At 48.3% G+C, this 12,680-nt stretch carries 19 protein-coding genes; all 19 read right to left on the bottom strand.

Annotation, left to right across the window (positions count from 1 at the left end):
• Positions 1-16: 16 nt before the first annotated feature.
• Positions 17-442 (bottom strand): hypothetical protein, encoded by a 426-nt coding sequence (locus RIL182_RS07280; protein ID WP_022261510.1) that lies wholly within the window; start codon positions 440-442, stop codon positions 17-19.
• A 43-nt stretch (positions 443-485) separates the two neighbouring features.
• Positions 486-1,013, bottom strand: coding sequence for a hypothetical protein (locus RIL182_RS07275; RefSeq protein ID WP_006859268.1), 528 nt, complete (start codon positions 1,011-1,013; stop codon positions 486-488).
• Between the two features lie 221 nt (positions 1,014-1,234).
• Entirely contained in the window at positions 1,235-1,444 is a 210-nt protein-coding gene (locus RIL182_RS07270) for a helix-turn-helix domain-containing protein (RefSeq protein ID WP_015514784.1), read from the bottom strand.
• A gap of 260 nt (positions 1,445-1,704) precedes the next feature.
• The gene (locus RIL182_RS07265) at positions 1,705-3,330 is read right to left on the bottom strand and encodes a recombinase family protein (protein ID WP_134523194.1); all 1,626 of its coding nucleotides are present in this window, start codon (positions 3,328-3,330) and stop codon (positions 1,705-1,707) included.
• 127 nt (positions 3,331-3,457) lie between these two features.
• Positions 3,458-3,652 (bottom strand): transposon-encoded TnpW family protein, encoded by a 195-nt coding sequence (locus RIL182_RS07260; protein ID WP_002594231.1) that lies wholly within the window; start codon positions 3,650-3,652, stop codon positions 3,458-3,460.
• A complete protein-coding gene (locus RIL182_RS07255; RefSeq protein WP_002594232.1) occupies positions 3,649-4,503 on the bottom strand; it encodes an ATP-binding protein in 855 nt (284 codons plus the stop codon). Before RIL182_RS07255 ends, RIL182_RS07260 begins: the two co-directional genes overlap by 4 nt.
• Complete coding sequence (locus RIL182_RS07250; protein WP_002594233.1) at positions 4,500-5,240, bottom strand: replication initiator protein A; 741 nt, start codon at positions 5,238-5,240, stop codon at positions 4,500-4,502. The genes RIL182_RS07255 and RIL182_RS07250 overlap by 4 nt, the downstream gene beginning before the upstream one ends.
• Before the next feature lie 130 nt (positions 5,241-5,370).
• The gene (locus RIL182_RS07245; protein ID WP_002594234.1) at positions 5,371-5,757 is read right to left on the bottom strand and encodes a cysteine-rich VLP domain-containing protein; all 387 of its coding nucleotides are present in this window, start codon (positions 5,755-5,757) and stop codon (positions 5,371-5,373) included.
• Complete coding sequence (locus RIL182_RS07240) at positions 5,747-7,372, bottom strand: relaxase/mobilization nuclease domain-containing protein (protein ID WP_002594235.1); 1,626 nt, start codon at positions 7,370-7,372, stop codon at positions 5,747-5,749. The genes RIL182_RS07245 and RIL182_RS07240 overlap by 11 nt, the downstream gene beginning before the upstream one ends.
• Positions 7,344-7,739 (bottom strand): plasmid mobilization protein, encoded by a 396-nt coding sequence (locus RIL182_RS07235; RefSeq protein ID WP_002594236.1) that lies wholly within the window; start codon positions 7,737-7,739, stop codon positions 7,344-7,346. The genes RIL182_RS07240 and RIL182_RS07235 overlap by 29 nt, the downstream gene beginning before the upstream one ends.
• 38 nt (positions 7,740-7,777) lie before the next feature.
• The gene (locus RIL182_RS21190; RefSeq protein WP_156327584.1) at positions 7,778-7,999 is read right to left on the bottom strand and encodes a hypothetical protein; all 222 of its coding nucleotides are present in this window, start codon (positions 7,997-7,999) and stop codon (positions 7,778-7,780) included.
• Between the two features lie 367 nt (positions 8,000-8,366).
• Complete coding sequence (locus RIL182_RS07225) at positions 8,367-8,855, bottom strand: hypothetical protein (RefSeq protein ID WP_002569239.1); 489 nt, start codon at positions 8,853-8,855, stop codon at positions 8,367-8,369.
• Between the two features lie 114 nt (positions 8,856-8,969).
• Positions 8,970-9,275, bottom strand: coding sequence for a hypothetical protein (locus RIL182_RS07220; protein WP_002569240.1), 306 nt, complete (start codon positions 9,273-9,275; stop codon positions 8,970-8,972).
• Positions 9,276-9,438: 163 nt separating this feature from the next.
• Positions 9,439-9,579, bottom strand: coding sequence for a Maff2 family mobile element protein (locus RIL182_RS07215; RefSeq protein WP_044929254.1), 141 nt, complete (start codon positions 9,577-9,579; stop codon positions 9,439-9,441).
• A gap of 200 nt (positions 9,580-9,779) precedes the next feature.
• Positions 9,780-9,941, bottom strand: coding sequence for a hypothetical protein (locus tag RIL182_RS21185; RefSeq protein ID WP_006859263.1), 162 nt, complete (start codon positions 9,939-9,941; stop codon positions 9,780-9,782).
• Positions 9,938-10,126 (bottom strand): hypothetical protein, encoded by a 189-nt coding sequence (locus tag RIL182_RS07210; RefSeq protein ID WP_006859262.1) that lies wholly within the window; start codon positions 10,124-10,126, stop codon positions 9,938-9,940. Before RIL182_RS07210 ends, RIL182_RS21185 begins: the two co-directional genes overlap by 4 nt.
• Entirely contained in the window at positions 10,119-11,906 is a 1,788-nt protein-coding gene (locus tag RIL182_RS07205; protein ID WP_006859261.1) for a VirD4-like conjugal transfer protein, CD1115 family, read from the bottom strand. Before RIL182_RS07205 ends, RIL182_RS07210 begins: the two co-directional genes overlap by 8 nt.
• The gene (locus RIL182_RS07200) at positions 11,903-12,379 is read right to left on the bottom strand and encodes a PcfB family protein (protein WP_006859260.1); all 477 of its coding nucleotides are present in this window, start codon (positions 12,377-12,379) and stop codon (positions 11,903-11,905) included. Before RIL182_RS07200 ends, RIL182_RS07205 begins: the two co-directional genes overlap by 4 nt.
• An 82-nt stretch (positions 12,380-12,461) precedes the next feature.
• Positions 12,462-12,680, bottom strand: a complete 219-nt coding sequence (locus RIL182_RS07195) for a DUF5348 domain-containing protein (RefSeq protein WP_006859259.1) — start codon at positions 12,678-12,680, stop codon at positions 12,462-12,464.

The following is a 12,680-nucleotide window of genomic DNA, read 5'->3' as shown; positions in this document are numbered from 1 at the left end:
CAGCGGCTGTTTTTATTTATGAATCTTCTCCAACAAAAGACAGGATATTTTCATCAGTTTGTAATGTAATTGTTGCGCTTTCTGAATCATCAGAATAAACTCTTGTTCCATATACGCCTGTAACAGGCTCCTCTAAATTTTCAAAAGTTAATCCGAGTTTCGAAGAAGAATTGTCAATCTTTTCAAGCGAATATGTACCTGTCCATTCTTGTTTATGAGTGTTATCTGTTAAGATAAAACTTTTTTCTTCAAAACTCAATGTCAAATCCAATACTGGTATGTCATCATGCACTGAACCTGAGAATAACATATTACCATCTAAATCAGTAATAAATTCTAAAGACCAGTTATATGATGATACCGACCGAGTTTGGGAAGAATCACACGAACATAAGCCTACACACATAAAAAAACATACGCATATTGCCAATAACCGTTTCATTTTACCTATTACCAACCTTAATTCACAACTGTTTTGCATTTAATTAGGGAAGTGTCACAGGGTAAGAAATAGCGAAAGCTCCACCGCCTGCCAAGGCATTATTAGCGGTAGCAACACCAGAAACAGAAACCGTTCCCTTATCTCCGCTATTACCTGTTCTTCCAGTATCCACATCAGTTTCGATTGTTTCTTCACCGTCGGCTAATTCTGCAAATGCCGTATTGGTGGATTTTTTGTTCATAAGCACATTAACTGTACCAGTCATACCAGTGAACTCCGGTTTTGGAGATTCATACCACGGTACATACAACTTCACATGAACTTGAATCCCATCATCCTCATCATAAGTTGCATAAGAGTTAATACGAACATTAGCGACTGCTCTTTTGGTGACACCATCGGAAATCATAACATCGGTTAAGTATCCGTCATATTCTCCAATGACTACCGGCTGTTGAGTATCCGTTATTTCCGTTGTTGTTCCCGCTGCAAAAGCAGGAACCGCACTCACAGAAAAAAGCATACAAAACGCTACCAACGAGGTAAACAATCTTTTACTAAATTTTTTCATAAACAATGCTCCTTTCTAAAATGACCAGAACCTACATTTTTTGTATTCAGTTATTGGCAATATGCTACTAACCTGCAAGCACACTCTCAAATCATAAAATGTTTCAAATGTACTTGTTTTATTTTATGATAGCACTTATTTACATTGGGTACAATAGAAAATATACACCATTAAAATTTAATTTTTTGTGCAAATCGAATCAAATATAAAATTATATCGCTTTAGATATTGTCCTGTTCTAATTTAATCACATTCATAATACCACAATTCAAGGCTTCACAAATGCGAACCAGCGTTTCCATGCTGATATTCTTTCCCTTGCCCATGTTGGCAATCATATTTGTGGTAAGACCGGCGGCAAGCCGCAAATCCTCTTTCCTCATGCCACGCTCTTTCAGTGTGTTCCATAGTGGCTGATAACTAATGTGCATAGGCTTCCCGCCTTTCTTTCCATCGTCAAGTGTTTTATACCCATTATAGCAGAAATCTTGCGTTTCCACAATATTTCTTGACTACACCGCCGGTTCCGTCTGGATTGTGCTTTTCCTTTCTCCGCTTTTATTACATCTAATTAGCCATGAGCTGCTTAATGCCCTGTGATTTTGCTTATGTGTGATAAAGAAGTAATAGAAGTGTAAAAAATTTTGCCGTTCCTATCCGGCACATGAGGTATGTCGGATAGGTCGGGCGGTTAGGTGTCGGGCAGTTCTACCTTGCCGACAAAAGAATAATAGATTTCGATTTCCTGTCTGCGTAACTTGCCCCGGCGTTTCCCGTCAAGGGCAACGCTTTCATGGACAACGATTTTCTCCACAAACTCCCGCAGCAGAGTAGGGGTAAGTTCTTCAATGGTAGTGTGCCTGCGTACCACATTCATAAACTTTTCAGCGTTTGCGGTGGCTTCCTGCGCTTTGGAAAGTTCTTCCCGCAGTCTGGCGGCACGTTCTTTCAGTTCTTTCTGCTCGGCTTCATAGTCTGCCGACAGCTCTGTGAAACGCTCGTCCGATATGCGCCCGGTTACGCTGTCCTCATACAGCCGCTTGAAGATAGCAGATAACTCGGCTATGCGTTTCTCGGCGGCTTCCAGCTCCTTTTTCTTGGCGGCGTTCCTGCGTCTGTCCCCGTCCTCATTCTGCTCGATTAAAAGCTTCATAAACCGGGCTTCATGCTTTGCCGCATAGCTGGTAACTTTCCGCAGATTGGAGAGTACGCCAGCGGTCAAGAGGTCAGTGCGGATAAAGTGCGCTGTGCAGTCGGCGGTGCGTTTCTTGTAGCTTCCGCAGATATAACAGTCCTGCTTGCGCTTGTCCGTCTGGTATCGCTGCTGGTACATGACGCTGCCGCAGTCGGCACAAAAGAGTATGCCGGAGAACAAGCCCACTTCGTCATAACGGTTGGGGCGTTTGCGCTGCTTGCGTAACTCCTGCACCCGTTCCCACGTTTCCCGGTCAATGATAGGCTCATGGTGGTTCTCAAAAACCGCCTGCTTTTCCGGGGGATTTTCCATGCTGTGTTTCAGCTTGTAGGACGGCTTCTCGGTCTTAAAGTTTACCAGACAGCCCGTATATTCCCGGTTTTCCAGCAGATGAACCACGGTATTGGTCGCCCACTTGCACTCATAGCCGGGGTGGTAGCGGCGGGTGCTGCCCGTCCTGCGGTATTCCAGCGTCCCCGGCGTGGGGATTTGCTGCTCGGTCAGCATACGGGCTATCTTGGTCGGACCGTTCCCGGCAAGGCAAAGGCTGTAAATCTGCCGTACCACCGGGGCGGCTTCCTCGTCAATGATAAAGTTTTCGTCCTCGTCCATGAGGTAGCCATAGACGGGCTTGCTTGTGATGGGCTTTCCGCTCATGCCCTTAGAGCGTTTTACTGCCTTGATTTTCTTGCTCGTATCTCTCACCAGCCATTCGTTAAAAATGTTCCGCAGCGGGGCAAAATCATTTTCCCCCTGTGCGCTGTCCACTCCGTCATTGATAGCGATGAAGCGGACACCTTTCTGTGGGAAAATCATTTCTGTGTACATTCCCACCTGTAAGTAGTTTCGCCCTAACCTCGACATATCCTTGACGATAACTGTCCCGACTTTCCCTGCTTCAATGTCTGCAAGCATGGCTTGAAATCCGGGTCTTTGAAAGTTCGCACCGGAATAACCGTCGTCGGTGTACCAGCGCAGATTAGAAAATCCATTCTGTTTGGCATAGGTTTCCAAAATCCTCTTTTGGTTGGAAATGGAATTGCTCTCGCCTTGCAGCTCGTCCTCATGGGACAGTCTTGGGTAAAGGGCGGTAATGAGTTGCTGGGTGGTCTGTCTTAACATAAATTCCTCCGTTTCCGACAGCCAGCCCCACTATTCCGTACCTTGATTGTACCACATGGGGCGGCTGTCTGTATAGCGGCAAAAGCGTCAAATCTGCTTCTTTACGGTCGGTAAAAATGACGGTTTTTCAATCAGGCTTATCACAGGTCAAATATCCGGCGGCGGCTTCTGCTTCCAGCACTTTCATCATCTTGTCAGCGGCGGTGTCGGTCGCCCCCTCCTTGAAAAAGCCAGACACCACAAGGATTGTGTTGCCTATCCTCGTTTCGGTCACGCAGTCCGGGCGGCGGGCAGGGCGTTTGTTTCTCTGGGTGTCGGTCATAGGCAAATCTCCTTTCCGGCAAGCAGCCGTTTCAGCTGTTCCATTTTTCCCTGTGCGGCGGCTTTCCTCAAATTCTCCCCGGTAAAGCAGAGAGGGGAACACATTTCAAGCAGGCGGTCATAAATCCGGGCGTGGGCGGTGTCCTCCGGGTGCTGCAATTCCTCCAGCGTGAGGTTGGTCGTCACAATCAGCGGCTTCCTGCTCCGGTAGCGGCTGTCAATCACATTGTAGACCTGTTCCAGACCGTATTCTGTGCCACGCTCCATTCCAAAATCGTCAATGATGAGCAGGGGGAAGCTGCAAAGGCGGGAAATATATTCGTTCCTGCCCGCAAAGCTGGCGGCAAGGTCGTTTAATATTGCTGCAAAGTTTGTCATGCACACCGGGACTTCCTGCTCCATGAGGGCGTTTGCAATACACCCGGCAAAATAGCTTTTCCCAGTGCCTACCCTGCCCCACAAGAGCAGCCCGTAGTTCCCGTCCTTTATCTGTTCCCAGCGTGCCACATATCCGGCGGCGTTCTTCATCTGCGGGCAGCTGCCGTTATCGTTGGCAAATGTCCAGTCCTGCATGGTCTTGTCTGTAAAGCCCTGCCGTTTCAGCCGTTCCACCGTTTCAAGGTGGCTGCGCCGCTTCTCGGCGGCTTCCCGTTCCTTACGGGCTGCCCGCTGGCAGTCGCACTCTGACGGGTGGCGGTCACGCCCGAAAAAGGTCTTGCCCTCCGGGAAATAGGCTTCTTTGGGTTTCCGGCATTTGCCGCAGTATAAAAGCCCGTCCTCCCCGGTGTAATCCTCCGGCTCGGCTGTGGTGTCGGTCATAGGCAGTATGGTGTTGTGGATTGTATCGGTCATAGGCTTTCTCCCTCCTTGAATGAATAGTCCGGTATGCCTTTCTTTGGCTTCTCTTTGGCAGCGTCCTCCTGCGCCCACTTGTAAATGGTGGCTGCATGGCTCTGGTACTGCTTCCCGGTGGAAGCGATGTGGCAGGAAAGGCGGTCAAGGTAATACTCCCACTTGCCGGGGAAGTCCTGTTCCAGCTCCAAAAGTTCTGTGTCAGAAAGAAATACATTTTTATATCTGCCATAAGCGGCGGGGGGCTGCCCCTCACTCGCTCCTTTTGTTTGGCTCTCTATTAGGTTGTTTATATTAGTTTGGTTAGGGGACGGTTTTCCGACCGTCATAAGGTCAGTTTTCCGGCTGTCAGTTGGTCGGTTTCCCGCCCTTATGAGGGGCGGTTTTCCGTCCGTCAGTTGGTCGGAAAACTGTACCACTGGGATAGGCGGCACTTTCACATACAGACGGTTGGCGGCAGAAAAGCCCGTCCGTCTGCGTTCCAGCAGCCCGGCAGCGTCCAGTTCGTTCAGTGCGCCCTTTATGGTGGTGCAGCCTTTATCCAGCATTTCCGCTATCTCTGCTATGGGGTAGACAATGTATGTCCGTCCCTCGCTGTCCTGCCAGCCGTTCTTCTGCGAAAGGGTGGAACGGTCTAACAGCAGCGCATATAACTCTCTTGCGGTGTGGGATAGGTCTGTTTCCAGCAGGAAACGGGGGTAAGGCAGGTAAGCGGGCAGCTCCGTTCCTGCGGTCATATAATCAGCGATAGGGTTCACCTCCTTGTGGTGTCTGTCTGTGGGTTCTGTTACGCTTTTAGGGGGCGTTTTTAAGGGAAAAGGATAAATGTATCACGCACCCTTTGACACCCTCCAAAAAAGCCTTGATTTATGCGGGTTTGAAATGCCCTAAAGCGTGACATTTCTCCCTTTGTTTCCGCTTCCGTTTGGCGGCGTTTATCCGCTTCATGCGTCCGGCGCAGTCCGGGCAGTATTTCCCCCGGTTGGATTTTGGGAAGAAGAACGCCCCGCAGACAGCGCAGCGTTTCCGGCTTCCCCGGCGCAAGAGGGCGGCTTCCAGTGCTTCATCAAGGGGCAGGACAGCGGCGGTAAACCAGCGGCAGAGCAGCGAATAGCTGATACTCTGTACACACACGCAAGGCTCGCCGTCCTCCAACAGCAGGCAGTTCCCGCTGTCATAGTTGCAGCACTCATGCACAAGGCGGCGGGCTGCCCGGTACTGGCGGTAGTCCATGCGGGGGATATTACCGTTCATGGCTCTGCTCCTTTCTGCGCTGCGGCTCGCTCCGGCGTAAAATCTGGTCGATATTGCCCTTGACAGTCTGCAAGCGGCGGTACTCCTCCCGTTTTGCCCGGTAATCGTTGTAGCCGCTGTTTTTCTCTTTGATAAGGCTTTCAATCTCTGCTTGCAGGGATTTATAGCTCGGCAGCTTGGAAATGCCGTTCTCCCTGAAATAGCGGGCGGCTGCGTCTGCTATGATAAAGTCACTTTCATGCTTCTGACGGTAGGCTGCTTTTGCTTTGGCGTTTTTCTGCTGTTTCAGCCCGTCCCGGACAGGGCGGGTCTTGGAATAGGCAAGCACCTGCCGTTGCAGCTCCTTTTTCCCGTTCAGCGTCTTTTCCACCTGCTTCAACCACGCAAGGCTTTCCTGCATGGCGGCATAGGCGGCAGAACAGGCTTCGTCCAGTTCCTCCGGGGAGGAAAAGCCGTACTGCTGATAGGCGGTAACGGTAGCTGCCATTTGCTTTAGGTTGTGCTTTGCCGCCCAGCGGTCATAGCCCACGCCCTTGCCCTCGGCTCGCTTGGCTTCCCGGTCAACCATGCGCTGCAAGGTGTTGTCTGCCGGGGTGGTTTTTGCAGCTTTTTCCCCTTGTAACGGCTTTTTAACTGCGGCAGGGTATTCGGGTATGGCTTTGGTCTGTTCGGCAGCTCTGTGGGCGTTCTGCGTGAGCAGGGCAAGGACAGCAGCCTTGTCAAAATCGTCCCCCAGCTTTCGGGCTGTGATAGGCTTTGTCCTGTCCGGCGTGAGGTAGGAAAGCCGCCCCCGGCTCTCCTTGACGGTCACACCCTCCCGCAGCAAAAGGGAAGAAAACTCGTCAAAGCTGCCAGCTTGGGAAAGTGCCTGCCGTATCGTCCGGCGCAGCTTCGCCTTGTCCGTTTCAAACTTGGTGGGCTTGGTCGGCTGTCCGGCGGCTTCTCTGGCGGCGTTCTCTTTGTCAAGGGCAAGCTGCCCTTTCTTTGCCGCCCAGTATTCCCGTTCGGTTATCCGTTCCTTGCTGCCGTTCAAGAGGTCGATTTGGTAAAGCCCCTCCCGGTGGCACATTTCCATGACTTCGCTCTTGAAATATTCCATAGCGGCGTTGGTGCAGCGGTGCTTGCAGCCCTCCAGCGTGTCGGCTGGTCTGTCCATGTAGGGCAGAAGCGGGACTTCGTAAATCCGCAGGGAGTTGATGACGATATGCACATGGATATTCCCGCTGTGGTTATGCCCGTCCGGGTGGGTGCAGATTAGGGCTTGGTGTCCGGGGAAATGCTCCTTGCAGAACTGCTCGCCCAGCTCCTGCGCCCGGTCTACGGTCAAGCCGTTGTCTGTCCCGTCCCGTGGGTCAAAGCTGATGATATAGTGGTGGCTTTTCACATCTTCCCGTTTTTGGTTTTTCTCATAGCGGAGATTGGCTCGCATACAGGCAACAGCGAAATCCTCGCCCCCGCAGTTGAGGGAAGAAATGCGGTAATCCTCCCTCGGTATCAGCCGCCCGTTTTCATCAAGGGTGGCTTTCATGGTAAACTCGTCATGCTCAAATGTGAGATAGGCTTCCGCTGCGCCATAGTCGGCGTTTTTAGAGCTGATATGTTTGAATGTTGCCAACAGCGTCACCCACTTTCTGCAAGACTTCAAACTTTAGGGCAGCAAGGTCGGAAACCGCCGCCCGTACCTCCCCGGCAAGCTGCGGATAGGGACTGTGCCACTCGTTCAGCGTCCGGGCTATCTGGTTTAAGTTGCCGCCGATCCTCCCGTATTCGGCGGTCAGCTTCCCGACAGCGGCAAGCAGCTCGTCATTGATGGGGGAAACGGTTATGATGGGGCGTATGGCTGCCCCGGTTATGGCTTGCCGGATAAACTCGGCTTGGCTCATGTGGTAAGCAGAAAGCCGCTGGGCAAACTCGGCGTATTCTTCCTCGGTCATGCGTGTTTTGACTACCCGGCTGCGGTGCGGCGTGTTGTATCGTTTCATAGGTGGTTGACCTCCTTTCTGTGCGTGGTGTCCTCTCACTAATAGGAGAAAAACAGGGTGTGAAGCGGAACTGTTTTTGAAAAATCCGAAAAATATTTTGAGGGATTTTTCAGCGGCGCAAGCCGCATAAGCAGGGTTTGGGGAAGGCACTCCCCAACAAGATTCCCGCAGGGGCAAAATGAGCGATAAGCGAATTTTGGCACCTCGGTAGAATCTTGCTCTAAGAAACTGCCGGCCTGCCGTTCACTTGCTACTGCCACTTTTTCAGAAAATCTATAACCAGCTTTTTTTATAAAAGGCTGCGGGCTGGCGTTTTTCCCTTACTCCCTACAAACCACAAAAGAGCAGAATGGACGGACTTTCCGGCAAGAACTTTTCCGGCGGCTCGGTCTTTCCCGACAATAAGGCGTTTCGGAAGCTGCGTTTTGCCCGCTGTCTGAAAAAAATGGCAGCCTTTTTTGGTTTCACTGTCTAATACGGAACTTTTGGAAATTTGCCAAAAATGGACGCAAAAAAAGCAGCAAATCTTTTTCGGATTTACTGCTTCATGTGCCGCTGCGGTGCGGCGGGATGGATATTCAGTTGAAATAAAAGAGGATGGTGGTACTTTAGTCTATCGACTCTTTACTAACTATTAGGTAATCTTGAAAGATTTTCCTTGAATTTATCTAAAGAATGTTCATTGTTTCCCGCAAAAATAAGTGGAATTGTATATTCATATGATATGCCATTTTCATAGTCCGATAATTGTATTTTTATAGTATCATCCCTCTCATCTTTAGGTGCTATATATATGAATGAATTTTTATTTATATCAGATATTTTCCCTTTTTCAGAAGAAACAGTATAACCCCAGTCTGTTAAATTTGTCTTTATTGTAACTTCTGTTTCTGTTTCTTTTCTAGTCTGCAATGCTGTTTTATCGATTTGGATATCAAAAGGAGTCGAACCTAACAATTCACTGTTTATATTTACAAGTTCTTCTCCATTTGTTTTAGAAATATTAGATTCATCTTCATAATTTTGTTGAGATTCATCTTTTGGTGTTTCTCTGTTACATCCTAATAAAAAGCATAAAATAATTAGTACTAATACAGAAAGTTGTTTTTTTTGCATTTATTTCTCCTTTCATATTATCAAAGAAAGCACTGAGAGTACTTTCAAGAAATTTTGAAATATTCTCAATGCTTTCTATTTTTTGATTATAAACTTGCCGGTAATGATACTATGTTAATTTATCTCTTTCGCGTAACCTTTGTTGCAATATACACATGCACCATTCACCCATTTGTGAGACATTTCAATCGTCTCAACTTCATAAATGCTTACTTCTCCACAAATTAAACATTGTTTGTAATTATATACATGACGTGTCGCACATTTATCCCAGTCATCATATATACCAGGCATTTCATCTTCATATCCATAGTACTGGGGAGAACCCCAACTATGAGTATGAGCGGCAAATACAGTCATTGGAGCAGCTACAATTCCAGCTACTACTGAAAGTGCTAAAATAGATTTTCTTAAATTCATAAGTTCCTCCCTTTCCTTAAAAATACATAGCTCTTTGTTACATTGTCATTTTAACATAATAATTGGTAAAATGCAATAATTTATTTTCTATTTACGAGAAAATACTGTGCATATTATCTTATTTAGGAATAGTTAAGGCGGCTACCTAAATCTTTTTATTACTTTACCGCACATGAGCATTTGCGCCCGGATTGTCGTTTCCATATCCCTCTAAGAGATTGATAACGCCCCAAATGCCAAGTCCTGCTCCAAGAGCGATAACCAAAGTCTGTAATACGCCGATTGCGCTGTTGAAAAATTCCATAAAACTCCTTTCTGCCGCAAATGCGGCTTGCCCCGTAAAAGGGTATAAAAAACGGCGGTCAGTTTTCAAACTGCCGCGGTCATAAATCCCCGCGCTGCGTAAGTGTCTGCCGCGCGACGGTATTCAGTTGTAAAAAAATATGTGCTGCGGCTTTGATACGCAAGGGGCGCGTATCATGCAGCCTTTGTTTTGTGCTGTGATTATTTCAGCCCTCCTTTTCGGATAGTTGCTATCCGGCGTGCGTACATATTTTCCATGCCCTGTAAAAATTCTTCGTCTGCGCCATGAAAAATCTGCTTCATTTTTTCTAAGCTCTTTTGGCATTTTCGGATTGCGACTTTTTTCTTGATACGTTTATTCATACGCTGTATTCCTCCCTTTGCTCATAGTGGCGCATAACCGCCGCAACAAACTGCTTTGTGCTTTTCTCCACCCATAGCTGCCAGTGTTTCCGCTGTGCTTCCTCAACTACTTCTAAAAGCCCGGCAATCGCCTGTTCAATCTGTTCCTGCTGTTTCTGCTTTTTCTTTCTGATACGTTTATTCATGGTCGGTGTCCTCCTGCAAATCGCTTTCGCTGATTTCGTAGTAGTCAAATATTTCGTCCGACTTTACAAGGGCGGGTCTGCGCCTTAAATGCTTTTCTATATCAAAAGTATTTTTCTTGTCATAGTCGGAAAGATATTTATAGTTGGGGTGCTTTGTAATGTCGTACTTGTCAGAGAAAAACGGGCGCACCCCTCGTAGCTGTAAAATACATTTCCCGCCGTCCATGACCGCTATTTCATCTTCCGTCATAAGCTGCTTACCTAACTTCTGATAGTTCAGCCCATGCGATACCTCGCGCCCCCGGTTCTCGGAAGTGTTGAAGCTGTCAATGGTTTCTTTCCCCAAGATTTCCGACATTTCTTTGAGGGTGGTTTTCTCCTTGCCGCCCAAGAAAAGGGTGGTGTCGCAGTTGCCGACTATGGTATCGGCGTTGTCCTTATAGATTGCCTTTAACTGGCTTTGCGACTGTAAGATAATCGACGCGGAGATTTCCCGGCTTCGTATGGTGGCTATGAGCTTTTCAAACTTCGGTATCTGCCCGATATTTGCAAACTCGTCTAACAGACAGCGCACATGGACGGGCAGCCTACCGCCGTATTCATCATCTGCCTTGTCGCAAAGGAGATTGAAAAGCTGCGTGTAAAGAATACTCACGACAAAGTTAAAAGTATCGTCGGTGTCGCTGATGATAACAAACAGGGCGGTCTTGCGGTCGCCTATGGTGTCAAGCTCCATTTCGTCGGTTTCCATAAGGTCGCGCAGTTCCTTAATGTCAAAAGGAGCAAGCCGCGCACCGCAGGAAATGAGGATAGAGCTTCGTGTCTTTCCCGCAGACAGCAGGAATTTCTTATACTGCCGGACGGCAAAGTGTTCCGGGTCTTTTTCCTCCAACCGTTCAAACATGAGGTCAACGGGGGACTGAAATTCCGGGTCGTCCTCGCGGGCTTCACTGGCATTTATCATTTCAAGCAGCGTCGTGAAGTTCTTTTCTTCCTCCGGGGCTTCGTACCAAATGTAGCCGATAAGGGCGCAGTAAAAGAGCCGTTCCGATTTTACCCAAAAATCCTCCCCGGCTTTTTCCCCGTCCCCTTTGGTGTTGGCAATCAAGGTATTTACCAGTTTCAAAATGTCTTTTTCGCTGCGGATATAGGCAAATGGATTGTAACGCATGGATTTCTTAAAATTTATCGCGTTCAGCACCTTTATCCGATACCCGCCGCGCTGTAAGAGCTTCCCACACTCGACTAAAACCGTACCTTTCGGGTCGGTTACAACGTAGCTTGAGTGCATCTGCATTAAGTTGGGCTTCACAAAAAATCTCGTCTTGCCGCTGCCGCTTCCCCCGATAACAAGGATATTTTTATTCCTTGCATACTTCGGCTGCTTCGGGCGGCTGTTCATGGTAAGCCGTTCCGTCTGCGTCAGCAGCACGTTATTCTGAAATACCGGGTCGGTGTAGGGCTTTATATCTTCGGCGTTGCCCCAACGGGCAGAACCGTATTCGATACCTTTTCGGTATTTCTTCGCGTTCTTACCTTTGAAGTACACCATAAGCCGGATAAGGACAGCCCCCACAATACCGATAAGCAAATCCATAGGGGCAAGGCTCGGAAGCGGGTTTGTAAAGGCAGCAGAAAAGCCGTCTGCAAGGGAAAGCACCTTGCCGGAAAGGTCAGTTCCCGGAGAGAGCCGCACCGCCTGTCCGATTTTGTCAAAGAGATAGACAAAGAGCAGATAGGGGGCATTTAGGATAAGCAGCTTTTTAAGTTCCGGCTTCATAGCGATACCTCCCTGTCCTTTTTCTTCACTTTGTCCCTCTGTGCGTTCAGAGCTGCCGCCTTGTCTTTTAGAGTGGAAAGCAGCTTGCGGATAGAGGGCTTTTTATCCCTGCCTAATTTCTTTGCGGTAAATTCCCGAAACGCTTCGGTCATAACGTCAATATCCTTGCCCCGAAAAGACACAAGATAGGTCGGCGGCTTGCCGTTCTCAATCTTCTTGACGTTGTAATCAAGCCCGTTTTTCCTTGCGATAGGGTCAAAGGCTTTGATATTCTGGTCGGTAATCTCAATGTTGGAAACCTTTTCTCCCGGCTTCATAAGCTGCCGCATAGTGATTTTCCCATGCGGGGCTTTGGTTATCTGCCCTTTGCCTTTGGCAAGCAGGGCTTTCATAGCCTTTTGCAGCACTTCGGCGGTCAGCTTAGATGTTTTGATTGCTAAAGATACGACTTTTTCGTTGACTTCATCTTGCATGAAATCCCTCCTTTCGTGGTTTTATTAGGGTGGTATGCCGCTTCGGGGCATAAAAATAAGGCGTACATTTTTCATGCCGCCTTTAGATACGCACCCGCAGCCCATTCAAATCCGAAGCCCTCACACCCACAAGATACCAGTTGTCCCCGTACTCCATGCGGGTCGGCTTCCATTTGCCGCGTACAAATACTTCAAAGCAATCCCCACAATGCAATCCTCCGTAGTAGTCGTTAAGGTCAAAGCGAATGTCGTAACGGTCTGCCGTTTCATCAAAAATCAAAGCTCCTGTTTTCTGTGCCAT

Source organism: Roseburia intestinalis L1-82, assembly GCF_900537995.1.
GTDB lineage: Bacteria > Bacillota > Clostridia > Lachnospirales > Lachnospiraceae > Roseburia > Roseburia intestinalis.
Note: the sequence above shows the minus strand (reverse complement) of the source record. Positions and strands in the feature narration are given on the sequence as shown.